Origin of the sequence: Nocardia pseudovaccinii, assembly GCF_050942345.1 — a bacterium.
GTDB classification, from domain to species: Bacteria; Actinomycetota; Actinomycetes; order Mycobacteriales; family Mycobacteriaceae; genus Nocardia; species Nocardia pseudovaccinii.
On record NZ_CP192074.1, the window covers coordinates 4061018 to 4085524 of the forward strand.

The 24507-nt window shown below is 66.0% G+C and carries 23 protein-coding genes; 11 read left to right on the forward strand and 12 right to left on the reverse strand.

What is annotated here, in order from left to right; all coding sequences use genetic code 11:
- Positions 1-27: 27 nt before the first annotated feature.
- Together ACQPZ2_RS18345 and ACQPZ2_RS18350 are read left to right on the forward strand one after the other, a co-directional pair.
- Complete coding sequence (locus ACQPZ2_RS18345; protein WP_433526639.1) at positions 28-933, forward strand: dienelactone hydrolase family protein; 906 nt, start codon at positions 28-30, stop codon at positions 931-933.
- Positions 930-1703, forward strand: coding sequence for a thioesterase II family protein (locus ACQPZ2_RS18350; RefSeq protein ID WP_433526640.1), 774 nt, complete (start codon positions 930-932; stop codon positions 1701-1703). Before ACQPZ2_RS18345 ends, ACQPZ2_RS18350 begins: the two co-directional genes overlap by 4 nt.
- Here the strand turns inward: ACQPZ2_RS18350 and ACQPZ2_RS18355 are convergent.
- The 4 genes from ACQPZ2_RS18355 to ACQPZ2_RS18370 all read right to left on the reverse strand — a co-directional run bounded on the left by ACQPZ2_RS18355 (position 1643) and on the right by ACQPZ2_RS18370 (position 5983).
- Positions 1643-2032, reverse strand: a complete 390-nt coding sequence (locus ACQPZ2_RS18355; protein ID WP_433527461.1) for a DUF2784 domain-containing protein — start codon at positions 2030-2032, stop codon at positions 1643-1645. The genes ACQPZ2_RS18350 and ACQPZ2_RS18355 overlap by 61 nt on opposite strands.
- A 44-nt stretch (positions 2033-2076) precedes the next feature.
- Entirely contained in the window at positions 2077-3546 is a 1470-nt protein-coding gene (locus ACQPZ2_RS18360) for an SDR family NAD(P)-dependent oxidoreductase (protein ID WP_433526641.1), read from the reverse strand.
- 105 nt (positions 3547-3651) lie between these two features.
- Positions 3652-4986: a hypothetical protein gene (locus tag ACQPZ2_RS18365; protein WP_433526642.1), complete on the reverse strand. Its 1335-nt coding sequence runs from the start codon at positions 4984-4986 to the stop codon at positions 3652-3654.
- Between the two features lie 61 nt (positions 4987-5047).
- Complete coding sequence (locus tag ACQPZ2_RS18370) at positions 5048-5983, reverse strand: alpha/beta fold hydrolase (protein ID WP_433526643.1); 936 nt, start codon at positions 5981-5983, stop codon at positions 5048-5050.
- 182 nt (positions 5984-6165) lie between these two features.
- Here ACQPZ2_RS18370 and ACQPZ2_RS18375 point away from each other — a divergent pair, with 182 nt between their 5' ends.
- The 3 genes from ACQPZ2_RS18375 to ACQPZ2_RS18385 all read left to right on the forward strand — a co-directional run bounded on the left by ACQPZ2_RS18375 (position 6166) and on the right by ACQPZ2_RS18385 (position 8804).
- Entirely contained in the window at positions 6166-6870 is a 705-nt protein-coding gene (locus ACQPZ2_RS18375; protein WP_433526644.1) for a TetR/AcrR family transcriptional regulator, read from the forward strand.
- Between the two features lie 133 nt (positions 6871-7003).
- Positions 7004-8149, forward strand: a complete 1146-nt coding sequence (locus ACQPZ2_RS18380; protein ID WP_433526645.1) for an acyl-CoA dehydrogenase family protein — start codon at positions 7004-7006, stop codon at positions 8147-8149.
- A complete protein-coding gene (locus ACQPZ2_RS18385) occupies positions 8133-8804 on the forward strand; it encodes a TetR/AcrR family transcriptional regulator (protein WP_433526646.1) in 672 nt (223 codons plus the stop codon). The genes ACQPZ2_RS18380 and ACQPZ2_RS18385 overlap by 17 nt, the downstream gene beginning before the upstream one ends.
- 14 nt (positions 8805-8818) lie before the next feature.
- On the opposite strand, the gene ACQPZ2_RS18390 is transcribed toward ACQPZ2_RS18385, so the two are convergent.
- Positions 8819-9187: a hypothetical protein gene (locus tag ACQPZ2_RS18390; protein WP_063040290.1), complete on the reverse strand. Its 369-nt coding sequence runs from the start codon at positions 9185-9187 to the stop codon at positions 8819-8821.
- Between the two features lie 313 nt (positions 9188-9500).
- Between ACQPZ2_RS18390 and ACQPZ2_RS18395 the strand changes: the two genes are divergently transcribed.
- Positions 9501-10262: a DUF4190 domain-containing protein gene (locus ACQPZ2_RS18395; protein WP_433526647.1), complete on the forward strand. Its 762-nt coding sequence runs from the start codon at positions 9501-9503 to the stop codon at positions 10260-10262.
- Between the two features lie 11 nt (positions 10263-10273).
- Here the strand turns inward: ACQPZ2_RS18395 and ligD are convergent, their stop codons facing one another.
- The 3 genes from ligD to ACQPZ2_RS18410 all read right to left on the reverse strand — a co-directional run bounded on the left by ligD (position 10274) and on the right by ACQPZ2_RS18410 (position 13709).
- The gene (ligD, locus tag ACQPZ2_RS18400; RefSeq protein ID WP_433527462.1) at positions 10274-11284 is read right to left on the reverse strand and encodes a non-homologous end-joining DNA ligase; all 1011 of its coding nucleotides are present in this window, start codon (positions 11282-11284) and stop codon (positions 10274-10276) included.
- Entirely contained in the window at positions 11284-12369 is a 1086-nt protein-coding gene (locus ACQPZ2_RS18405; RefSeq protein WP_433526648.1) for an ATP-dependent DNA ligase, read from the reverse strand. The genes ligD and ACQPZ2_RS18405 overlap by 1 nt, the downstream gene beginning before the upstream one ends.
- Before the next feature lie 278 nt (positions 12370-12647).
- Positions 12648-13709, reverse strand: a complete 1062-nt coding sequence (locus ACQPZ2_RS18410; protein ID WP_433526649.1) for a LacI family DNA-binding transcriptional regulator — start codon at positions 13707-13709, stop codon at positions 12648-12650.
- A 134-nt stretch (positions 13710-13843) separates the two neighbouring features.
- Between ACQPZ2_RS18410 and ACQPZ2_RS18415 the strand changes: the two genes are divergently transcribed.
- From ACQPZ2_RS18415 to ACQPZ2_RS18430, 4 genes are all read left to right on the forward strand, one after another.
- A complete protein-coding gene (locus tag ACQPZ2_RS18415) occupies positions 13844-14872 on the forward strand; it encodes a sugar ABC transporter substrate-binding protein (protein ID WP_433526650.1) in 1029 nt (342 codons plus the stop codon).
- Positions 14873-15013: 141 nt separating this feature from the next.
- Positions 15014-16012: an ABC transporter permease gene (locus ACQPZ2_RS18420; protein ID WP_433526651.1), complete on the forward strand. Its 999-nt coding sequence runs from the start codon at positions 15014-15016 to the stop codon at positions 16010-16012.
- Positions 16009-16851 carry an ATP-binding cassette domain-containing protein gene (locus ACQPZ2_RS18425; protein ID WP_433526652.1) on the forward strand — a complete coding sequence of 281 codons (843 nt, stop codon included), beginning with the start codon at positions 16009-16011 and terminating at the stop codon, positions 16849-16851. The genes ACQPZ2_RS18420 and ACQPZ2_RS18425 overlap by 4 nt, the downstream gene beginning before the upstream one ends.
- Positions 16838-17812, forward strand: coding sequence for a carbohydrate kinase family protein (locus tag ACQPZ2_RS18430; RefSeq protein ID WP_433526653.1), 975 nt, complete (start codon positions 16838-16840; stop codon positions 17810-17812). The genes ACQPZ2_RS18425 and ACQPZ2_RS18430 overlap by 14 nt, the downstream gene beginning before the upstream one ends.
- Positions 17813-18621: 809 nt before the next feature.
- Here the strand turns inward: ACQPZ2_RS18430 and ACQPZ2_RS18435 are convergent.
- The 4 genes from ACQPZ2_RS18435 to ACQPZ2_RS18450 all read right to left on the reverse strand — a co-directional run bounded on the left by ACQPZ2_RS18435 (position 18622) and on the right by ACQPZ2_RS18450 (position 21409).
- Positions 18622-19020 carry a cold-shock protein gene (locus tag ACQPZ2_RS18435; RefSeq protein WP_433526654.1) on the reverse strand — a complete coding sequence of 133 codons (399 nt, stop codon included), beginning with the start codon at positions 19018-19020 and terminating at the stop codon, positions 18622-18624.
- Between the two features lie 31 nt (positions 19021-19051).
- Positions 19052-20152, reverse strand: coding sequence for an SPFH domain-containing protein (locus ACQPZ2_RS18440; RefSeq protein ID WP_433526655.1), 1101 nt, complete (start codon positions 20150-20152; stop codon positions 19052-19054).
- Between the two features lie 37 nt (positions 20153-20189).
- Positions 20190-20423 (reverse strand): hypothetical protein, encoded by a 234-nt coding sequence (locus ACQPZ2_RS18445; protein ID WP_433526656.1) that lies wholly within the window; start codon positions 20421-20423, stop codon positions 20190-20192.
- Positions 20424-20488: 65 nt separating this feature from the next.
- A complete protein-coding gene (locus ACQPZ2_RS18450) occupies positions 20489-21409 on the reverse strand; it encodes a hypothetical protein (RefSeq protein ID WP_433526657.1) in 921 nt (306 codons plus the stop codon).
- A gap of 120 nt (positions 21410-21529) precedes the next feature.
- On the opposite strand from ACQPZ2_RS18450, the gene ACQPZ2_RS18455 reads away from it, so the two are divergent.
- Positions 21530-24466 carry a tetratricopeptide repeat protein gene (locus ACQPZ2_RS18455; protein ID WP_433526658.1) on the forward strand — a complete coding sequence of 979 codons (2937 nt, stop codon included), beginning with the start codon at positions 21530-21532 and terminating at the stop codon, positions 24464-24466.
- The last annotated feature ends 41 nt before the right edge of the window (positions 24467-24507 follow it).

Consider the following 24507-nt stretch of genomic DNA (forward strand, 5'->3'; position numbering starts at 1 on the left):
TTGCGCCGCAGTAGTAGGGTCGGGGCCATGACGCCGCTGCAGCGTTATATCGCCGAAGAGATAGCCACCGACCATGCCGACGGATTGATCGGCCGCCGGGAAGCACTGCGCCGACTAGGAATGCTCGGGGTCGGCGCCACCGCCTCGGTGGCCTTGCTCGCCGCCTGCTCCAATAGCGGCGACCAGGCGAATACCGCGTCGACGGGCTCGAAACCCGCGGCGTCGTCGGCCCCGCCGGGTACCAACGGTGCGGTCCCGGCCACCGCGATCACCTTTCCCGGACCGGACGGTCGCCGCTTACAAGCCGCTTGGGCGGCCGCGCTACAGCCGCGCGGTAGCGTCCTGGTCATCCATGAGAACAAGGGGCTCACCGACCATATCCGTTCGGTGACAGGACGTTTCGCGGGCGCCGGATACTCCGCGCTCGCGGTCGACCTGCTGTCCGAACTCGGCGGCACCGCCGCCTTCACCGACCCGGCGGCGGCCACCGCCGAACTCGGCAAGATCGCGCCGCAACAGTTCATCGGCGATCTGCAGGCCGGTATCGCCGAGTTGGAACGGCGGGTGCCGGGAAAGAAGATCGGCGCTACCGGATTCTGCTTCGGCGGCGGTCTGGTGTGGATGCTGCTTGCCACGGGTACACCGACACTCGCTGCGGCGACACCGTTTTACGGCCCATTCCCGGAGAACGGGGATCTGTCCGGTTCGAAGGCGGCGGTACTGGGGATCTACGCCGCCAAGGACGAGCGGGTGATCGCTTCGCGCCCCACCGCGGAAGCGGCCCTGGACCGGGCCGGTCTCACCCATGAGATCTACGTCGCACCGAATGCGGACCACGCCTTCTTCAACGACACCGGACCGCGCTACAACCCGACTGCCGCCGCGGAGGCGTGGCAGCGGGTCCTGGATTGGTACGGAGAGTATCTCGGGTGAAGGAGGGCGACGTGGGCAAGGCCATTGCGGCGACGGACTGGCTGCGGGTGTTGCGCGCACATCTCGCGCCGAACCATCAACTGCTGTGTTTCCCGCCGGGTGGGGGAGCGGTCACGGCTTATCGGGCACTGGCCGAACGCTTCGACAACGGCATTGCCGTTGCCGCCGTCCAGTACCCGGGTCGGCAGGACCGGCTCGGTGAGCCCACCATCGGCGATATGGACACCCTCGTCGACCGGATCGTGGACGAGGTACTGAATCAGGGCCCGGTGGAACAACTTTCGCTGTTCGGTCACAGCATGGGTGCGACCGTTGCCTTCGAAACCGCACGCCGCCTGGAACGCAAGGGGCAACCGCTCATCGCGCTGTTCGTATCCGGTCGTCCCGCACCGACTTTCGTCGAGCAGAGTCGGCTGCATCTCGGCTCCGACGACGATCTGATCGGTGATCTGGAGCGCTTGGCGACCGATCCCGCGTCCATCCAGATCCTGCGCGACGAACCGAGCCTCGCCGAACTGGTCTTGCCCGCGGTGCGCGGCGACTACCAGGCCGTCGAGACCTACCGCTACCGCGAGGGCGCACCGCTGTCCTGCGCTGTGTCGGCCCTGGTCAGCACCGAGGACCCGACGATGACGCCGGAGCAGGCCGAGGAATGGCGCGAACACACCACCGGTTCGTTCGACCACACGGTCTTCCCCGGCGGGCACTTCTACCTCGACGACAAGGTCTCCGAGGTCGCAGACCTCATCGCCCGCACCCTCCACGCGTAGCCCACCCACGACACCACCACGCACACCGCGACCAGCCCGCGCACCAATCCCAGCGCACTCTGTGGGTAGATCACCCCGGTCAGATAATGGTCGATGAACCCGCTCGGCGGCAGCCCTGCCATCCCGGCCCGATGCCGTGCCCAATTCTCCAAATAGGTGAGCGGACAATCGAATCCGAACAGCACCGTGCTGAATCCCCACCCGAATGCGATCAGATGCAGCCAGATGGTGCGCGGCCACCGCCACGCCACGAACCCGCCGACCACCACGTACGCCACGAATACGAAATGCACCGCGGCGGTGGCATCGGCCAGCAGCCGATACACCATATGCCCAGCGTAGCGCTGGATGGGTGCGGCCTCGGCCTGTTGGATCACCAGGGCGAGGGTTGGTAATCCTTGAGGAAGCAGCCGTAGAGGTCGGTGCCGGTTTCACCTTGGACGATCGGGTCGTAGACGCGGGCCGCGCCGTCCACCAGGTCCAGCGGCGCGTGGAAGCCCTCTTCGGCGAGGCGGAGTTTGGTGTAGTGCGGTCGCTCGTCGGTGATCCAGCCGGTGTCCACGGCGGTCATCAGGATGGCGTCCTGTTCGAACATTTCGCGGGCACTGGTGCGGGTCAACATATTCAGCGCGGCCTTGGCCATATTCGTATGGGGGTGGCCCGCACCCTTGTACGCACGGGAGAACTGGCCCTCCATCGCGGAGACGTTCACAACATATTTGCGGCGGGCCCCGGCAGCGGCCATGGCCGGGCGCAGCCGGGAAACCAGAATGAACGGCGCCACCGAATTGCACAGCTGGACCTCGAGCAGCTCGGTCGGGTCCACCTCGGCGACGGTCTGCACCCAGCTGTTGGTGTGGGCGAGATCCGGCACCAGACCACCGGCGTCGATGGCGATACCGCGCGAAATGCGTTCCGGCGTGGCTGATCCCGCGACCAGTGCCAGCTCCGCCACGTCGGCCGAGGACAACGTCGGGGTCAGGGATGCGGTGAGTGCGGTGGGGTGCGCCTGCATGGTCTTGCCGAAGGTCACCACATCCGGTAGCGCACCCGCGGGCAGCGGACCGGATTCGGCCTCGACCAGCGCGCTGTACGCGCCGGGGGAGCGGCGCACGGTCTGGGCGGCATTGTTGATCAGGATATCCAGCGGTCCCTGTGCCGCGACATCATCGACGAGCGCGACGACCTGGGCCGGATCCCGTAGATCGATGCCGACGATGCGCAGCCGGTGCAGCCAGTCGGCGCTGTCGTCCATGGCGGCGAAGCGGCGGATCGCATCGTTCGGAAACCGGGTGGTGATGGTGGTGTGCGCGCCGTCGCGCAGTAGCCGCAGCGCGATATACATGCCGATCTTGGCGCGACCGCCGGTCAGCAGGGCGCGCCGTCCGGTGAGATCGGTACGGGCGTCTCGTTTCGCGTGGCTGCCTGCCGCGCAGTCCGGGCAGAGCTGGTGATAGAACGCATCGACCCGGGTGTAGCGCTGCTTGCAGATATAGCAGGGCCGCGGCCGCAGCAGCGTGCCCGCGCTCGCACCCGCCGCATTCGAGGTCAGCGGAATGCCCGCGGTTTCGTCATCGATCCGATTCGGCGATCCGGTCGCGGTCGCCGCGACCACCGCCCGGTCCGCCTCGGCGACCGCATCCCTGGCCACGGTTCGCCTGCGCTGCTTCAACTTCTTGAACATATGGCCGACGGCGCGCTGCACCGTGACCGACGCCGGATCGTCCTTGTCCAACTGCCCGGCCTGCTCCAGCACCCGCAGGCAGATTGCCAGCTCATCGGGGTCGATGGCGGTGCCGCTCGGCGCTGGTGCGGTAGACGTCGACGCGGTGTTCTCGACCATCGGAATGCGAATTTATCCTTCGTGAACTGGGAGGTTGACCCAGCCATTGTCGCATTCGAATGCGGACCGGCCGGCGCGGGCGGTCCCGCACCGACCGGACGCCGCCTATTTGCGCAGCTTGCTCATGGTCGAGGTGGCCGTCTTCTTCAGCAGGTCGGTGACCTCGGACGCGCTGAGGATCTTGCCCGACGACTTCGACGAACTGGACGAATACTGCGACCAGCTGATGTGGTAGGTGGCCCAGCCGTCGCGCACGGCCAGTGAGACATCGGCCGTCGGATCGTCCGACTTGTGCTTACCGGTGATCACGTACGCCTCGTCGCCGAGTCCGGAGATCTTGTCTACCTTCGCGTCCTTGCCGTATTCGCTCTGGGTCCAGGTTTCGTACGACGCGGTGAATTCCGGTCCCGGATTCGTCTGCTTGTGCACCTGCGCGCTGGTGTAGATGGCGGCGTAGTCGTACTTCTCCGTCGAGCCGGACGGCGTGAAGCGGACATCGCACCCCATCGAATCGACCGCGGCGTGCTTGGAGCCCTCGTGCTTCGGATAGGTATCGCCCGAGGAGTCGGTCTTCGACAGCGTGAAACCCGCACTGGTGTAGGGCGAGGTGTCGGTGATATCGCAGAGATTGGCGATGTACTTGTAGCCGCGCAGATCGGCGTCCTTGCTGATATCGGCCTTGCCCGCGTCGAATGCGCCGATCGCGAACATCGCGCCCGCCCATACCGCGGAGGTGACGACGACCGCGCCGAGTGCCCAAAGCCAGCCTTTGCCACCGGATTTGGGCGGCTGCGGATATCCGGGTGCCTGTTGCTGATATCCGGGCTGTTGGAAACCCGGTGCACCCTGCGGGAATCCGGGTGCGGGCTGCTCGAATCCGGGCTGCTGAAACCCGGGCTGCGGGAATCCCGGTGTCGACTGTGATGCTCCGGTTTGCGGGAATCCGGGTGTGGCTTGTGGCGCCCCTCCCTGCTGGAATCCAGGTGCGGCCTGCGGCGTTCCCTGTTGCGGATATCCAGGCGAGGACTGGTGGTATCCCGGTTGCTGGTATCCGGTCCCCGATGGGTATCCGGCGGGTGTGGCCTGTGGTGCTCCGGCCTGCTGGAATCCAGGCGCGGCCTGCGGTGTCCCCTGTTGCGGATATCCAGGCGAGGACTGGTGGTATCCCGGTTGCTGGTATCCGGTCCCCGATGCGTATCCGGCGGGCGCGGCCCCCGGCTGATCGAACGACTGGCGCACCATCGTCGGATCGGCGGGCTGCTGCTCGGCTGGGCCTTGCGGTCCCACTACCGGAACCGCGGGCTGCGACGGCAGCTGATACCCCGGCTGCCCGACCATCGTCGGATCCGATTGTGAATACTGCGGTCCCTGCTGCTGCGGCTGTTCCTGCGCCCACCATGCGTCGTTGGGCTGGTTCTGTTGTTCCCCCGGTCCGGTCATGCGCGCAAAGTACCACCCCGTCCGATTTCCCGGCCACTCACCGCTGGTGGGATCTGGGCGGTCACTGCGGGATGCTGGCGTTCGCCGCGCGCAGATCCTCGACGAAGTTCGCGATGGCCTCGGCGACGAGCAGCGGCTCGGTCACCGGCAGCCAGTGATCGGCCGGAATCGGGCAGCGCCACAGTCGATCCACCCAACGTGCGCTGCCGTAGTAGAGGAACGGCGGCACCAGCACGTCGGTGGTGTCCACGACGAGTTGCACCGGCACCGCGGTGGTGCGCTCACGCGGCCGCAGCAGATGATGCGCCAGGTTGGTCACGGCGATCCGTGCTCCGGCGGTCAGATCCGCGCGCCAGGTCGGAGCGATCGGCGCGTACATCCGGCTGACGCCGCCGAGCTGTTCGATCAACCAGGTCCGCACCCGCGGCGGATAGGTGATCCGTCGCGCCGCGGTCTGGGCCGTTGCGACTCCGTGCCGCCAGAATTTCCGGTCGGCGATCAGCTCCAGCGCTCGGCGCGGTTGACCGGCCAGTTTGCGCAGTGTCATGCCGACGTGATCGAGATTCGGACCGGCGACGGCGGTGAACGAGGCGATCCGGGTATTGGCGCGCGGATCGCAGACCGCCTCCCACACCTGCACCGCACCCCAGCCGTGTCCACAGACGTGCACCGGTCGCTTCGGACTGATCGCATCGATCAGCGCGAAGAAATCCTCGGCCAGGTGATCGAGTCGATAGTCCTGTGGCACACCGGGTTTCGCCGATCCACCGTGCCCGCGCACGTCGTAGGCGATGACCCGGAAGCCGTCGGCCAGCAGCGTCGCCACCGCCGACCAGACCAGATGGGTATCGGACAGTCCGTGCACCAAGACGAGCGGTTCCGCGCCGCGATCGCCCCACTCGAAGACAGCCAGCTCGCCATTCGCGCCGGGCACCGTGAACCGGCGGAGCGGGCGCTGGATGCCGGTCGGGTCGGGGGAGTCGAGCTGTTCGGTCATCTGCTTGCCTCGATCGATGCGCTGGGGGCTGCGTGTACCGCCGGTACGTGATCCGATACTGACAGTACGTATTACCCGAAGCAATGGATTGAAACCACGACCGGCTATGAGGTCGGTCACCCCCAAGCCGGCGCACTTCCGGGCCAACTGGGCGTACCGCCGGTACATGTATGCTCCGAACCATGGCCCGTTCGGACAGATCTGCCAGATCAGCGCCGCGGACGATCACCCGCGAGGAGATCGTCGACGCCGCCATTCGGGTCATCGACCGAGACGGTCCGCGCCCGAGCATGGACGACATCGCCCGCGAGGCCCGGATCACCAAACCGCGCCTGTACCGCCAGTTCGCCGATAAGACCGATCTCTACACCGAAATCGGCGACCGGATGGCCGGTTCCGTCGCCGCCGGTGCGGGCAGCGATCTGACGCTGATGCTGCAACCGCCCCGGGTCGCGCTGCGCCGCGTGCTCACCGGCTACGCCGACAGTATTCTGCAGCACCCCAACGTCTTTCGGTTCCTCGGCCAGGCGCATGTCACCCAGCACTCCGACGGTTCGGTACCGCAATTCGATCTCGGCCGCGCGGCCGCGAGCCGCGTCGCGGGCCAAGCGCGCGGGATCGCCGAATCCATTCCGATCGATGCCACCGGCATCGACTATCTGGCCCGCGCGGTCGTCGGCGTCGTCGTCGCGATCACCGACCTGTGGCTGGGTGACGCGGATCCCCGCCGTCCCGACGGCACCGCCGAATTCGTCGACCAGGCAACCGAATTTGTCTGGGGTCTGATCGATGGATTCCTGCGCCGCCAGGGCATTTCAGCCGATCCGGACATCCCGATCTACACCTCGCTCGCAGCCGTCAACCAGGCCCAGCGGCCGACCGGCTGATCCGCATTCCGCCCTCGTAAACCCACCCTGACCTGCCATGTGCCCACTTTGTTGACATCATGCCAATAGTGCGCCACTCTGATGACGAGACGCGGGTGCGACAGGCCCGCGCGATGAGCAAAGGATTTCTGCGATGGCACGCGCGGCATGGAGTGACGACGAGGTCGAGGCGGTCCGGGAACTGGCGAGGAACTTCTTCGAGAAGGAAGTCGTCCCGCACGAGGAAAAGTTCGTCGCGCAGGGACATCCCGACCGCGCCCTCTACAACCGGGCCGGCGAACTCGGCCTGCTCTGCACCGCGACCCCGACCGAATACGGCGGCGGCGGTGGCACTTTCGCGCACGAGGCCGCCATTATCGAGGAACAGGCCTTCGCGGGCGACGGCTCGATGGGCATGGCCGTCCACACCTCGATCATCGCGCCCTATATCCAGCACTTCGGCACCGAAGACCTCAAGCGGCGGGTGCTGCCCAAGGCCGCGACCGGTGAGATGGTGCTCTCCATCGGCATGACCGAACCGGGCACCGGTTCGGATCTGCAGAACATCAAGACCCGCGCGGTCCGCGAGGGTGACGAATACGTCATCACCGGGTCGAAGATCTTCATCACCAACGGCTGGCTCTGCGACGGCATCATCATCGCCGTCAAGACCGATCCGACCAAGGGCGCGGCGGGCGTTTCGCTGATCTTCGCCGAGGTGGGTGACGACACCCCGGGCTTCAAACGCGGCCGCATCCTGAACAAGATCGGCGGCAAGGCCCAGGACACCGCGGAGCTGTTCTTCGACGGACTGCGTGTGCCCGCCTCGAATCTGCTCGGCGAGGCCGAGGGCCAGGGCTTCTATCAGATGATGCAGCTGCTGGCCCAGGAGCGGCTGGTCACCGGCATTATCGCGGTGGCCATGATGGAGAAGGCGGTGCAGCTGACCGTCGACTACACCAAGGGACGTGAGGCCTTCGGTAAGCCGCTGTTCGCGATGCAGAACACCAAATTCGAGATGGCCGAATGCGCGACCATTGCCAAGGTGAGCCGGATCTTCCTCGACGACTGCATCGGCAAACATCTGCGCGGCGAACTCGATATTCCCACGGCTGCTATGTCGAAGTACTGGCTGACCGACCAACTCGGTATTGTGGTCGATCGCTGCCTGCAACTGTTCGGTGGCTACGGCTACATGACGGAGTATCCGATTTCCCAGCTCTACACCGGTGCCCGCGTGCTGCGCATCCTCGCGGGCAGCAACGAGGTTATGAAGGATCTCATTGCCAGGTCACTCTGAGGTCGCCGCTAGCGATCGCTTGCGGGTCGCTCGAAACGACACCGAGGCGCAGCCGCGCAGGCGCAGGCTGGAACCGGACGAGCGACGCGCACAGATCCTGGAGTGCGCGATCGACATGTTCGGCGAGCGGCCCTACGCGGCGGTCTCCACCGCGGAACTCGCGCAGCGGGCCGGTGTCGCACGCGGGCTGATCAACCATTACTTCGGCAATAAGCGCGATCTGTACCTCGCGGTCGTGCGCCGGATGGTCACCCTGCCGCGCCTCGACGATATGGTCGCGCCGACCGGCACCGATCGCGAACGCGTCGACGCGAGTGTGCACTGGCTGCTGGACGTGATCTCCGAACACGGCAGCACCTGGGTCAAGGTGACCAGTCACGAGGGCGTCGGTGACGATCCCGAGGTGCAGCAGATCCTGGATCAGGCCGATGACGCGGCCGCCGAGCGGATGCTGCTGATGGTCGGGCGCGCGGAATCGGCGCACAGTGCGCAACTGCGCGCCATGGTCCGCGCATTCGGTGGGCTGGTGAAAGTCGCGGGTCGAGAATGGATCACCCGCGGCGCGCTTACCCGCGAGCAGGTGCACGCGCTGCTGTCCGACATGCTGATGACACTGGTAACCGAAACCATGCCGAAGGTGGATCCCGGGCGCTGACCTTGCGACGCGGGCTATTTCGGCAATTCCGAAGGCCTTTCACCCGCCGCGATCCTGCGCTCGGTGGCGCTGTAGCGGACGCGCCGCACGTGCCCCGGGGCGTGCCCGTTGCGACCGTACTTTCGCTCGATCACTTCCTCGCGGCGATGCTCGACCAGCAGTGCGCCGATTCCGGAGATCCACAATGCGGCGGTCACCATCGCACCGATCTGGGTCCAGCCGATGAAGCCGTAACCGGCCGCGGTGAGTGTGCACGCCATGGCGACGATGCCGAGCGCGCACAGAATGATGCCGGGCACGTTGTAGTCGTCACCGAGTAGATCGCCCGCATGGGAATGCCACGGCCGCCCCTGTTGTCCTTTCGAACCGGATTCACCGCGCATGCATCCCTCCTCTGCCGACGTCACCGCATGGATCGGTCCCGAGACCAGCATGTACCTCGACGGCGCGCGGCGCGAGTGGTGTTTGCCGGTTTGTTACTCCTGGGCTCGAACCGCACCGCGCCGGGTCCGGTCGCCCCCGTGCCGGGTAGAGGTCGAGTTGACATGGTGGCGTTCGCGATTACGGTTTGATGACGATTGATCGGCCGTTTCGGATGATGTTGCGGCCGTCGGCCCCTATCCTTTGTCGGTATCGGGGCGGGTCCGGGCAGTTCGTGGTTCCTGCGCGGTTTGGTGGTGTGGAAGAGGGACCTGAATGGCACGGACGGATAACCGTGAGCGCGAGCGCTGGCCGGAGGCGCAGCCGGAGGAGTACGAGCCGGAGACCGGAGCGATCGGCCGGTGGCCGGATCCGGATCCCAACGACCGCTGGCCGGAAGCCGAGCCGCCGGCCCGACGCCCTACCCGGGCCGGTCGCCTACGGGTCGAGGTTCCGCCCATCGTCAACCCGTATGCGATCGTCGCGTTGGTGGCCGCGCTGCTCGGCCTCTTTCCGGTCGCGATCGTCTTCGGGTTCATCGCCTTCAGCCATCCGCGTGGCAAGACGATGGCGGTGTGCGCACTGCTGCTCGGTGTGATCGAGGTGGTCGGTATCGCCGGATATGTCGTGCTGTCGGGCGGCAATTTCTCCGACGCGTTGTCCGGGGCGCACCGGGCCCCGGTCGTATCGAGTGCGGCGCTGCCCTCCACCATCGCCCAGACCGCCATCCCGCAGCCCTCGGTGGCGCCGACCGTCGTCACACCTCCGGCCACCTCGGCCGCGGCGCCGACGAGCCAGGTGGCCCCGAAGAAGGGCGCGGTGTGCACCGAGCCGGGCCGCATCGGCACGGGGGCCGACGGCAACACACTGCTGTGCCTGGCCAGCGGCGGTGTCTACCAGTGGAACGGTCCATACACCGTCGGCGGCACTGTGGCGGAGCCGGGGACCAAGTGCGACGGTTCGACGAAGAGTGCCCGCACCGCGGACGGGCGCGCAGTGACGTGTGAGAGCAAGGTGTGGGTGCTCTGGACCGAATAGCCTCCCAGTAGCTAGCCTTCCGTTTCCGCCTTCTTGGCCCGGCTGGGCTGTACCCGTGGCGGCTCGTTCGGCATCTTGGGATATTGCGGCGGCCACGGTGCGTCCATGAGCCCGGCTGCCATATCTCGCTCCGACATCTTCAGCAGCGGCTCGATCGATTGGGCTGGCCGGTCCGCCCACGGGTCACCGGATTCGGCCAGGCGTGCGGGCACGGTGGCAATCGTCAATTCCTCGGGGACAATGGTATCCAGATCGGACCAGGCGATCGGCGTGGAGACCTGCGCGCCGACCTTCGGTCGCACACACCACGCGCCGAAAACCGTTTTGTGCGGGGCGTTTTGGTTGAAGTCGACGAAGACGCGGTTGCCGCGCTCCTCCTTCCACCACTGCGCGGTGATCTCGTCCGGATGCCGCCGCTCCAGTTCGCGAGCCAGCGCGACCGCGGCCGCGCGCACCTGATAGCCGTCCCATTTCGGTTCCAGCGCAACGTAAATGTGCAATCCACGCGAGCCGGAGGTCTTGATGTGGCAGTCGATGCCGAGCTCGGTGAACAGCTCACGGGTGAGCACGGCGCCGTGTTTGAGATCGTCGAAGGTGATTCCAGGGGAGGGGTCCAGGTCGATGCGCAGCTCATCGGCGATATTGAGATCGTCGACGTGATTGGGCCAGACGTGGAAGCCGAGGCACCCCTGGTTCACCGCCCACAGAATGTGCGCGAGATCGTGGGCGACCAGGGCATCGCTGGTGGTGCCGTTGGGCGTGGCGACCTCGACGGTGTGCAGCCAATCCGGCGCGGATTTCGGCACCCGCTTCTGGAACCACGACTTGCCGGACGCCCCATCGGGATACCGCTCCAGCAGCAGCGGACGATCGCGCACCACCTGCAGGAACGGTTCGGCCACGGCCTGGTAGTACCGCACCAGATCGAGTTTCGTCTCACCGCGTTTGGTGAAGTAGACCTTGTTCGGATTGCTGATGGCGACGGTTCTGCCGTCCGCCTCGATATCGACCGACTCGGTCATCATTGCCCCTGAGCTTCGGTGAAGATGGCACTCAATTCGGCTGGTGCGACCTCGTCGAGTTGGGCGTAGGTACACGATTCCGGTGTGCGATCGGACCGGAAACGCACCAGCCTGCCGCCGTGCCGCAATCGGCCGGACTGCACATGTTCGTAGCGGACCTCGGCGACCAGCTCCGGACGCAGCGCCTCCCAGGACAGATCCTTACCGCCGGTCCATCGGCTCACCCCGCCGGGCATCTTGCCGTCGGTCTTCGCCTGCGCCGCGGCATCGGCCCATTCCCGCCACGGATGATTCGCCAATGCGTTCTCCCGCAACGGTTTCAGCTCATCCACCAGCGACTTGCGCTTGGCCGCGGTGAAACTGCTCGCGACTCCGACATGATGCATATTGCCCTCGTCGTCGAAGAGTCCGAGCAGCAGCGAACCCACGCCCTCGCCATCCTTGTGCCAGCGGAAACCGGCCACCACGCAGTCCGCGGTGCGCTCGTGTTTGACCTTGAGCATCACCCGCTTGTCCTGCAGATACGCCAGCTCGTTGGACTTGACCATGACGCCGTCGAAACCCGCACCCTCGAAGCGGGTGAACCAGTCCTCGGCGACGGCGGGATCCTGGGTGATCGGAGTCAGGTGCACGCGGGCGAGTTCGGTATCGAGGATGGTCTCCAGCAGCCGTCGGCGTTCGGCGAACGGCTCACCGGTCAAATCCTTGTCGCCGAGAGCGAGTAGATCGAAGGCGACGAAGCTGGCCGGTGTTTCCTTGGCCAACTTGTTGACCCGCGAGGCTGCCGGATGCAACCGGTTCTGCAGGGTGTCGAAATCGAGTCCCTCATCGGTGACCACCACGATTTCACCGTCCACCACGCATTTATCCGGCAACGCCGCCTTCAGCAGTTCGGCGACCTCGGGAAAATAGCGGGTGAGGGGGCGGTCGTTGCGGGAACCGAGTTCCACTTCGTCGCCGTCGCGGAACACCACGCAGCGAAAGCCGTCCCATTTCGGTTCGTAACTCAGGCCCGGCTCGTGCGGCACCGAGGGTGCCGTTTTCGCCAGCATCGGCCTGACAGGTGGCATGACCGGTAGGTCCACGCGATCTCCTCCTCGGGTTCGGGCTGGTCCGCCTCCCTGAGCTCTCTAGGCCGGACTCAGGTGCCTCGAGAGTAGCGCCGGCGGCCGACAGAAACGTGGGAGATTGCGTCAGCTCGTCCCCGGTGAGTTACCAGTGTGCTCCCTAAACCTCGATCCACCGATGGGCTTATGCCCATCGGTGTGCGATGAATGAGCAAAGTGCGCTTCGAGCTGGGATGAAATCGCATATTTGTCGGCGATATACACCAGCTGTGCAGTGAATATGAAGCATGTCCTGGCTATTGACTGTGAGGTGACCGAAGGTCTGCAGAGATCTCGCCGGAACCGCGGACCAGCAGGCGAGTGGGTATCACTTCGTGGCGAGGGGGGCCGTCGTCACCATCCAAGCGGGCGAAAAGGATTTCGGCGGCGACGCGGCCGATCGTCGCCGGGTCCTGGGTGATGGCGGTGAGCGCCGGCTGTAGCAGTTCGGCCAGCGGCAGATCATCGAAACCTACTACGGCAATCCGGTTTTGCAAGCCACGCTTCCGGATCGCTTGCAACACACCGACGGTCACCAGGTTCTGGGCGCCGAACAGGGCGGTAGGCCGGTCCGGGCGGTCGAGCAGGGCCCCAGCGGCGGCCGTGGCGGCCGCCACGGAGTGCAGGTCGGCGCAGATCAGGTCCGGATCGAGGGGAATTCCGGTGTGGGCGAGGCCCTCGATGTAGCCGGAGTAACGTTCGGCAGCGGTCCAGATCGTATGCAGGTCACCGAGATAGGCGATACGGCGATGGCCCGCGGCGGCCAGGTGTTCGACGGCAAGGCGGGAGCCGGTGCGGTTGTCGACAGTGACGCTGTCGATTTCGGTAGTGGCCGGCATGCGGTCCACGAATACGACCGGGGTACCGAGGCGCTGCTCGTGCAGCAGAGGGCTATGGTCGGCACCCACCGGCATTACGATCAGCCCGTCCACCCGTCTGGACAGCAGGGCGTCGAGCACCTCGCGCTGGCGGCCCGGGTTCTCGTCGCTGCTCACCGCGAAGACGAGGGTGCCCCGGCTGTGCGCGAAGTCCTCGACCGCCCGGTGCAGCGCCGAGGCGTACGGGTTCGCGACATCCATCAGTACCAGACCGATCGCGGCGGTCTTCTGGCCGTGCCCGCGCAATGTGCTGGCCGCCAGGTTGTGCCGATAGTCGAGCATGGTTGCCGCGTCGGTGACCCGCGCGGCCAGCTCCGGCGAAACGCCGCCCTCGCCGCGGACCACGCGCGACACCGTTTTGATACTCACCCTTGCCAGCGCTGCCACATCGCGCATGGTGGCGCCCCGGCGCGGTGCCCGGGACTCTGACAACGCTGACATCGCAACCCTCTCCGTTCGCTCATATTCGATCCGAGAACCGTCAAATATCCTAGAAGAAGCGTATAGACGTGGCGTGGATCACGTTATATGGTCTCTGACAACGTTGTCTACGTAGTACCTGCAGGAGCACACCGATGTCCTCTCGTGTCGTCCGCATCGCCGCCGTCTGTTTCGCGGTCACCTCCCTGGCCTTCTCCGCCGCGGCCTGCGGCAAGGGGTCGAGCAATAGCAACAACGGGCAGATCATCGTCGGGCTCATCACCAAGACCGACACCAACCCCTTCTTCGTGAAGATGAAGGAGGGTGCCCAGAAACAGGCCGACGCCGCTGGCGTGCAATTGCTCACCGCCGCAGGCAAGTTCGACGGCGACAACGCCAGCCAGGTGACGGCGATCGAGAATATGGTCAATGCGGGAGCCAAGGGCATCCTGCTCACCGCCAGTGATACCAAGGCGATCGTCCCGGCGGTTGAAAAGGCCCGTGCCAAGGGTGTCCAAGTGATCGCCCTCGACACCCCGACCGATCCGCAGAGCGCGGTCGACGCGCTGTTCGCCACCAATAATTTCACCGCGGGCCAGTTGATCGGCAACTATGCCAAGGTCGTCCAGGGCGACAAACCGGTGAAGATCGCGATGATCGACCTGAACCCCGGCGTCACCGTCGGCGTATTGCGGCACAACGGATTCCTGTCCGGTTACGGTGCCGCGCAGGCCACTCAGGACATGGCGCAGTACGTCACCGCTCCGAACGTGGTATGTGCGCAGCCCGCTCAGGGCGATCAGGCGAAGTCGCAAGCGGCGATGGAGACCTGCCTGCAGAAGGATCCGGACATCAACCTGATCTACACCATCAACGAGCCGTCCGCGCTGGGCGCCTACACCGCGCTCAAGACCGCTGGCAAGGAGAACCAGGCGCTGATCGTCTCCGTCGACGGGGGGTGCACGGGCGTGCAGGCGGTCCGCGACGGCAAGATCGCGGCGACCTCGCAGCAGTACCCGCTGAAGATGGCCAGTGCGGGCGTGCAGGCGATCGTCGATTACGCCAAGAACGGCAACAAGACCAGCGGCTACACCGACACCGGAGTCACGCTGATCACCGCCAAGGCGCAGCCCGGCGTCGACTCCAAGGACGTGCAGTACGGCCTGGACAACTGCTGGGGCTGAGAACCGCCAGGCCCCAGCCGGGGAAAGCTCGCCGGGACGGCGAATGACGCTGCGCCGTATGCCGGGACGGTGACGGCCTTCGTCGTCCCGGGGTGCGCTCCGGCCCGGTCCACCTGATTTCGTCGATGAGCGAGGATTCGCATGACCGCAACCGCAACATCTCCCGCGCCGCCGGAGCCGAAACAGTCGGCGCTGAACCGGATTCTGTCGGTGCCGAACGTCGGACCGATGATCGCGATCCTGATCGCGGTGGTGTACTTCACCGCCCAGTCCGACCGCTTCCTGGCCGGTGACAACTTCTCGCTGATCGTGCAGCAGGTGATGGTGGTCGGCACGCTGGCGATCGGCCAGACGCTGATCATCCTCACCGCCGGTATCGATCTGTCCAACGGTGCGGTGATGGCGCTGGGCAATATCGCGATCACCAAGCTGGCCGTCGACACGGGTTTGCCTGTGCCGCTGGCGATTCTGCTCGGGCTGGCGCTGACAGCCGCGTTCGGGTTGCTCAACGGCACGCTGGTGAGCCTGATCAAGCTGCCGCCGTTCATCGTCACTCTCGGCACGTACGGCATCGCGTTCGCGCTCACCCACATCTACTCGGACGAGCAGACGATTTCGGGGCTGCCGGGCGCGCTCACGTTCTTCGACAAGACATTTCCGCTGGGCGAGACCGACATCACCTACGGGTCGGTGGCAATGCTGGTGCTGTTCGCGATCACCTGGTATGTGCTGCGGCTGACCGCGGCAGGGCGGCACGTCTACGCCGTCGGTGACAATCCGGAGGCGGCACGGCTCAGCGGCATCGACACCCGCCGTGTGCTTCTCGCCGTTTACACGGTCGCGGGGCTGATCTACGGCTTGGCGGCGCTGCTGCTGGTGGCTCGCACCGGCGTCGGCGACCCGAATGCCGGCCAGACCGACAATCTGGACTCGATCACCGCCGTGGTGCTCGGCGGCACCAGTCTGTTCGGCGGCCGTGGCAGCGTGATCGGCACGCTGTTGGGCGCGCTCATTGTCGGCATCATCCGTAACGGCCTACAACTGACGGGGGTGCCGTCGATCTACCAAACGCTGATCACCGGCATCCTGGTGATCGCTGCGGTGGCCGTGGACCAGTTCAACCGCAAGAGGCAGAAATGAGCGAGACCGTTAGCACAGACGATGCCACCACCGCAGACGACAAAGCTCAGACCGCAATACAGCCGGTTCTGCAGGCAAACGGCCTGGTGAAACGCTACGGTCAGGTTACCGCGCTCGACGGTGCGGATTTCGATCTGCTGCCGAACGAGATCCTTGCGGTCATCGGCGACAACGGCGCTGGGAAATCCTCGCTGATCAAGGCGCTGTCCGGGGCGCTGATCCCGGACGAGGGCGAGATCCTGCTCGACGGCAAACGGGTGCGCTTCCGGCGCCCGACCGACGCCCGCCGGGCCGGTATCGAGACCGTCTATCAGGATCTGGCAGTAGCACCAGCACTCGATATCGCCGACAACCTGTTTCTGGGCCGGGAACTGCGTCGCCGCGGCGTCCTCGGCTCGGTTCTCCGGATGATCGACAAGGATCGCATGGTGCGAGAATCGCAGCAGCACATGACGAATCTGAAGATCGGGATCCGATCTATGAAGCAAGCGGTGGAGACACTGTCCGGCGGCCAGCGCCAGGGTGTCGCGGTCGCGCGCAGCGCGGCCTTCGCGCGGCACGTGGTGATTATGGACGAGCCCACCGCAGCGCTGGGTGTCAAGGAGACCGGTATGGTGCTGGATCTGATCCGCGAGGTCCGAGACCGCGGCTTGGCGGTCGTCGTGATCAGCCACAACATGCCGAACGTGTTCGAGATCGCCGACCGGGTGCACATCCAGCGGCTCGGCCGTCGGGTCGCGGTGATCCGCCCGCACGAATTCTCCATGTCCGATGCGGTGGCGATCATGACCGGTGCGATGGCCGGTGCGGAGGTCGACAACAACCGTGTCCACCACTGAGGCCCTGGCCGGGCTCGGCCTGATCGCGGTCGCAGGGGAGGCGTTGGTGGACCTGGTGCCAGCCGACGCCCCCGATCGCTTCCAGGCGGTGCCCGGCGGCAGCCCCGCGAACGTGGCCGTCGGCCTGGCCCGGCTGGGCGTGCCGGTGCGGATGCTGGCCCGCTTGGGCGGCGACCCGCTGGGCCATCGCATCCGAAACCACCTGCGGGACAACGCGGTCGCCCTCGATCATGTTGTGAATGCCACCGAGCCGACCTCACTGGCGATCGTCGATGTCGACCCGGATGGTATGGTGCACTACGACTTTCGCGTCGACGGCACGGCCGACTGGCAGTGGACCGACTCCGAACTGTCCACCGCTCTCGACGGCAGCGTGCTGGCACTGCACACAGGCTCCCTGGCGCTGACCGTGCCCCCTGGCGCCGACGCCTTGACCCGCCTGGTGGACCGTGCCCGGTCGACCGCCACCATCAGCTACGACCCGAATTTCCGCCCGCAGTTGATGATTCGCGCCAACACCGTGGACCGAGTACACGCCATGCTCACCCGCGCCGACATTGTGAAGGCTAGCGCCGAGGATCTGTCCTGGCTGCACCCGGGCCGTAGCCCCGAGGAGGTGGTCGCCGACTGGTCCGCCCGCGGCCCTGCTCTCGTGATCGTGACACTTGGCCCTGATGGCGCACTCGCCGCCACCGGCGCAGACGCCACCCCCATCCATCGCCCCGGCCGCCCCGTCGACGTGATCGACACGGTCGGCGCTGGAGACGCTTTCACGGCGGCCATCCTCGCCGGCCTGCGCACTCACCATCTGCTCGGCGCCGCAAACCGAGAAGCCTTGCGTGCCATCCCGAAACACGACCTCACCGCCATCCTCGACGAGGCCAACCTGGTCGCAGCGCTGACCTGCGGCCGCCGCGGAGCGGACCCGCCGACGGCCGCCGAGCTGGTCACAGGTCGGTGACGGATCGGGTGTTTCGGCCAGCCATAGGGTGAACTGGCCGAACCGAGGTCCCTTCGCGGATGTGATCGTCACGGTGACCATCGAACCCACGGGCCAAGGTTTGTGCCCGTGCCGGGTTTCGGGATCGAAGGTGGAGATCACCCGGTCTGCAGCCGTGCCACGCACGATCGCGAAACGCGTGGCGGCGGAGCCCAAAAGGGTGGGGCGGTCAAGTCGGAATCCAGCCGGGCGGGTCAGGTCACACTTTCACCTGATCCTGCAGCAGCCCCTGCCGAACGGTGCAAGTAAACCGGTGGAGCCACACCTCGCCGACCGGCAGCCACTACGAACTAGCAAACCGAAGCAGACTTCCGCATCACCTTCTTCGACGACGCTGAGGGCGATGTGCCGCCCTGCAGCAGGTCGTCCCCGTTCCCATGTTCGACACGCCCCGTCTAGGACACGAACCCACGATAGGGCCAACTGCAAGGGGGTGATGCCCATGCGATGGCAGAATTGCACTCTTGTCCGATCGGTCACGTCCGGCATGGTTTGCTGGCCAGCCGTCGAGGCTTGTCATCGAAGCCCGCCATTCAGTGGCTGACGTCACCCAACGACACCCACACGCCAACGCTAGTAGTCGATGTCACAGGCAGAACTGGGCAGAATTTCAAGTATCCGCAGCTCAGAGGCTCACCGAACCGACGACACCCACCGCTGCCAACTCTTCACAACGACACCCATCGCACGCTGATCCGGTGTGAGTACATGGAGTTACCCATGTGCGCACGAGATCAGTGGTCGACTTGGAAATCCCTGGTAATGCCCCGCTATTCCAGCCAGCCGTGCTGATCGGCGAAGGCGGTAAGGCGGTCGCGGATGGTGAGGATCTCACCGGCGGTGAGGGCGGGGCTCGCGTCCAGTAGTAGCTCGGTGATCAGGCGTTTGTGTTCGGTGACGGTCAGTTGGCCGGAGCCGGATCTGTCTTTTTTGTGCCGAGGAGCGGGTGGTAGTGGTTGACCGCCGACCACGGCGAGGTTGATTGCCTTCGGACCACGATCACCCTCGGTCACATCGAATTCGAACACCCGCCCCTGGCGCAGTTCATCCTCGTCCAGTCCGATGTCGTTCACATGAACGAACACATCCGGGCCACCATCGTCGGGCCGAATGAACCCGAATCCCCGCGAACTGTCGAACGACACCAATTTCCCGATGGACACCAACACCCGCTCCTCGCGCCGTCGCTACTCGGCCACTTTAGCCCGCATTATCCCCGTCGTTGGATGAAAGCGCCTTTTGTAACGAGTTGAATACAGTGAGGCCCTGACCGACCATTCCGTTGACCAATTCGCCGACACCGTCAGGTCCGTTGAGCACCGTCAGGTTGGCGTTCGCCAGCCCGTTGGAGGCCTGCTTGACGATTTCCGGCAGCTGCTCGATCAGCAACTGGTCCAAGGCGATCCGGTTGTTCGAGGCCGCCGCCTCGGCCTGGATCCGGGTCCGATCGGCCTCGGCCTCGGCGAGGATGCGCACCCGTTCCGCTTCGGCCTGAGCGGGTTTCACGACTTCGGCCTGCAACTGCTGCTCACGCAACTCGGCCTCTTTGCGTGCCTGTTCGGCCTGCGCGGTGAGCACCTCCTGCATCGCCTTGGCCTCGGCCAGCGGACCGGCCTGTGCCGCTTCGGCATTGGCCTTATCGATATCCTGCTGATACTGCGCCTGGAGAATGGCGGTCTCACGCTGATATTCGGCCCGGCGGCGCAGCGATTCCTGTTCGGCCTCGGCGGCATGCTGCGCGGCCTGTGATTGCGCGATCTGCGCATCGCGCTGCACGGCCGCGTTGTGCGGTGCGGCCAATGCGGTGATGTACCCCAGATTGCCGTCATCGATGGATTGGATCTGGAACGAATCCACCCACAGGCCGATATTGCTCATCTCCACCTTGGAGGCCACCAGCACCTCGTCGGCCAGCCGCTGGCGTTCGCGGATGATCTCCTCGACCGTCATCGAGCCGACAATCGAGCGCAGGTGCCCGGAGAAGATACGGCCAGTCAGCACCGACATCTCCCGCTCCTGTTCGGACAGAAAGCGTTGGGCCGCATTGACGATCGACTGGGTGTCGTTGGCGACCTTGAACGCGATCACCGCGCGCACCTCGAGCTGGATGGCCTGCTTGGTGACGCAGCGTTCCTTGATCTCGGCCTCGAACATGGCCAGCGACAGATAGCTCACCTTGCGGAAGAACGGCATCACCCATTTGCCGCGCCCGATGACGACGCCGAAGGGCGCGTTGTCCTTGCTCGTACCGCCGCTGACCAGCATCGCCTCGTCAGGATCTGGAACGTGATAACCCAGCACTGTGCCTCCCTGGCAGTTCATAACTTCGGTCGCGGTGTCACATGTCCTCGACCGGGACGGGTTCCAGCGGAATCCACGGCACCACGTCGACGATGCGGCCCGGTCGTACCGCGATGATCAGGACGGTTTCACCGGCCGAGATCGGCTCGGCCGCCCGCGCGATGTATATCTCCGTGCCCCCGCGAATCGCAACCAATACTTCGCCGAGCATTCCGGGGCCCCGGATCGGCGAGGTGAGCGTACCCGTCAAACCTTGCACGGGGTCGGTCATCGCGGTGAACTCCTCGCACTCGGTGCCAGAGTTGTCAGGGTACGCGCGATTCGGAACGGCTCCGGTTACGAGAGGGACTCGGCAATGATGCGCCCGACCGATTTCTTGGTGAGATAGTGCGCGGCATCGTGCGGACTGGATCCATTGTCGAGTTCGGGATGGGTCGTCGGCACCACATCGCGTTCCGGTGCGGGCGGGAAATAGGGCGCCAGATCCAGATGCGCCGCGACGATATCGTCGCGATCGGCCAAATTGTCCCAGCGGGTCAGCGTGGTGGGCACCGTGGGCGGCTGCGGGCGCAGCAGCGGATAGATGATGGTCTGCAGCGCCAGCGGCGAACCCAGGGTGACCAGCGCCGCGGGCTGATCGGTCCGATGCAGTGCCTCATAGGCGACAACCGAGCCGAGCGAATGTCCGATGACGAGCCGGGTCTCCGGACCGATCAGGTCGAGCACCTGTTGCTGCGCGAAGGCACGCACCGCGTCCTCGGCCAGATATCTGCTGACCTGGGCTAATGACCGGTTGACGAATTTGCCCGCCATCCCGAAACCGAAGGGCGCGAACCACTTCAGCTTGGTCAGCGCATTCGCCGCAGGTCTGGCCTTGCGGCCGAAGCCCTGTGCGCCTTCGGTGCCGAGCGCGGAATTGTCCAGGTAGCGTTGCGCTTCCAGCCGATCGCGTTGGTCGGCCGCCTGCCCGGCCGCCGTCGCCAACCACGCCTCGGCGATCTGCTCGGTGAGTTCGGCGTCCTCGGTACCGACCGGTCCGCCGCCGCCTTGAGCGCCGGGATCGAGAAAGGCATTGCCGTAGAACGCCATTCGAACTTCGATCACGCCCGGGCGCTGGCCGCGCCACAGCTGATCCGCGAGTTCGCCGTACCCGGCCGTGCGGACCCCGGCGGCCAGCGCCGGAAGCCATTGCGCTTCCAGCAGATCCGCGCCGTATTGCTCCTGTGCGATCCCGTGCACCAACACGATCGCTGCCATCAGCCGCCCCCGTTGTCACTTGCCCCGATGTGTGTTCGGGTACCTTCCTACCACGCAAAGCGGCCCGTGTCGGGGTGTCGAGGTCGCCGGGGAGTCGACGGTGGGAACGGTGGTGCTGATATGGGAGGCAGGCTCGCCCTGGTGGTCGGGTCCGAGTGCGCGGCACTGGGGGAACTGGGGTTCACCGGTGAATTGGCCACGGGTCTGTACGGGACACTGACCGGATCCGGCGGCTGGCGGGCGGCGACGGAAGCACCTGGTCCGGTACTGAATCCGACAGTGGCACAGCTGGTTACGGCGGTGGACGAGGCATTCGACGCGGCCGCGCGGGAGCAGGCGACGCTGCTGATCGGGTTCGTCGGCCATGGCACCGCGACCAGCGCGGAGGATTTCTTTCTGCTCGGCCATGATTCGCCCGCGGTGCCGAACTCGCATACGGCGTTCCATCTGACACAGGAGATTCGGGAGCGGCTGAACCGATCGTCCCTGGACGGGCTGGTCGTCCTGGTCGACGCGTGTGAGACCGAACAGGGCGTGCTCGGCGCGGCCCGTCGCTGGACCGACCTGCTGTCGCGGGCGGCGGGCCGGATGGAGCTGCTGGTCGCCGCCGGTGACGGGCCGGCGTATGCCGGATGCTTCACCCGAACGCTGCTGTCCACCTTCGCGGCCGGACTGCCCGCGCGCGGGGAGAACTTGCTGCCGTCGGATCTGGTCGATCCGATCGCCGCGGCCTGCACCCGGCAGCAGCCGGAACATCTGTCGTTCACTTCGGGCACGGTATCGGCGGCCGAGGGCGGCGATCCCGGCCTGTGGCTGGTGCCGAATATCGCCCGTCGCCGCGATGCCGTAACCGGCCGTCCGGCAGCGGGTTTCGTCGATCAACTCACCCGCAGACTGCTACTGACCCCGGCCGTGCGCGAGACGCTCGACGATATCGTCGGATCCGGCAGCTACCGGTTGCGCGGGGTGATCGGACCGCCCGGCGTCGGCAAGTCGACACTGCTGGCCATGCTCATCCGGCCGAGCCTGGTCGACACGCTGCCGGTCGCGCCCGAATACATTACGGCCGCGGTATTTTTGACGGTCAGCAGTTCCATCGAGGCGGTCGCCGCCGAGTTGTCCGCGCAATTGAGCACTCGGATGCCCGGCTTCCGGGCTGCGGTCGCGGCGGCGCGGAGCCTGGCCCGGCACAGTGTCACCCCACCCGATGTATTCGATGTCGAGGTGCGACAACCGTTGGCGGACCTGGGCGGTTGGGGTCGCCGGGTCACCATCGTCGTGGACGGACTGAACGAACCGGAGCAGGGCACCCAGCGACTGCTGGTGGCCGCCGTGGCGGAGTTGACCCGACGACCGGAGCTCGCGCACGTCCGAGTGATCGTGGGCATCCGGGAGGGGCTCGGCTTCGAGAACGATCCGGAACTGCGGCATATGCATCGGATCGTCGTCGCCGAGCCGGTGGCCGAGGACATCGCCGCGATTGTCGAATCGGCGGGATATGAGCGCGCCGCCATCGACGAGCAGGAATGGGTCGGCTGGATCGATGCGCGGTTGGCCGAAACACCAACGGCGCGTGCCGATTCCCCTGCCGCCGCAGCGGGCTGGCTATTGGCCGGATTGCTGGCCGAGGTCGCCAGCGAGGTCACCGATCGGGTGGTTGCCGAGGATATCGGCGTCGACGGTCTGGTGGCATTGCGGGTCGGCGCGGCCATCCGGGCCGCGGCGGGCGATGGACCGGATATCGCGCCGAATGTCGCCGATGCCTGGGGGATCGGCGCGGTGCTCGGTGTGCTCGTCGCGGCAGGTGTCGGTCCGGTGCTGCCACTGGAACTGCTGGATGCGGCGATGCGTGAACTCGGGGCCGAGGTGAGCATTGCCGGAATCCGCGATCTCACAGTGGGTTTGGGGGTGCTGGTCACGCGCAGCCGCCCCGGCACGGCCGATGAATCGCTCGGCATCGCGCACGCCGCTCTACTGCCTGGACTGGCCGATGAATGCGACCGGCTCGGCGTGCACAGCGAGGATGCGCACCGCGCGGTGATCGCGGCCATCGAGGCGGGCACCACCGAGCGCGTGGCCGACTATGCCCGTGGTGCGGCGGTGCGCCACTACTTGGCCTACGGCGCCGCGGCGGCCGCCTTCGGCTATCTCGAATCGCTGGAAACCACACGCGTGGTGGACAATCGGGATCTGTGGGTGGCCTGGCTGCCGAGCTTCACCGCCGCCATGGGGCCGGATCATCGCGTCACGCTACTGGTTCGCAACCATCTCGCGAACTGCCGTGGCCGCAGCGGCGAATTCGATGCCGCCGTCACCGAATTGGAGGAGCTGGCCCGCGATCAGACGCGGGTACTGGGCGTGGATGATCTCGATACCGTCACCACCCGCTACGACATCGCGGATTGGCGCGGTCATATGGGCCAGCTCGAGCGGACGGTAGCGGATTTCGAACGGCTCGTCATCGATCACGCCCGCATCCTCGGCACCGACCATCCGTGGACGCTGCGCGCGCGAAACAGCCTGGCCTACTGGCGCAGTGAACGCGGCAGCCTGCGCCGCGCTGTCATCGAATTCGAACAGCTGATCACCGATCAGGAGCGCATCCTCGGTCCCGTCGACCCGCAAACCCTGCGCACCCGACTGCATCTCGCGCGTTCCCGTGCCATGGCGGGTGAGTTGGCCCGCGCCTTCACCGAATTCGAACTGCTGCTCGTCGACCAGGTCCGCATCCTCGGCCCGGATGACGCCCAGACCCTGCGCACCCGCATCAGCATGGCGCGCTGGCGGCGGGAGAGCGGCGAAACGACCAGGGCCATTGCCGAATATGCCGCCCTGCTGACGGATCAGTTGCGCGTTCTCGGGCCGGATCATCCCGATACCCTGCACACCCGCAATTGCCTCGCGGGCTGCTATGGCGAGGCGGGCGATATCGGCGCCGCCATTACCGAATTCGAGCCGCTGCTCGCCGATCAGATACGGGTACTCGGACCCGGCCATCCGCACACTCTGCTCACCCGCAGCAACCTGGAATACTGGCGCGCCCGATCCGACGGGTAGCCGGGACGTGCCGGGGGTTAATGTTCTTGCGGGCCAGCGGC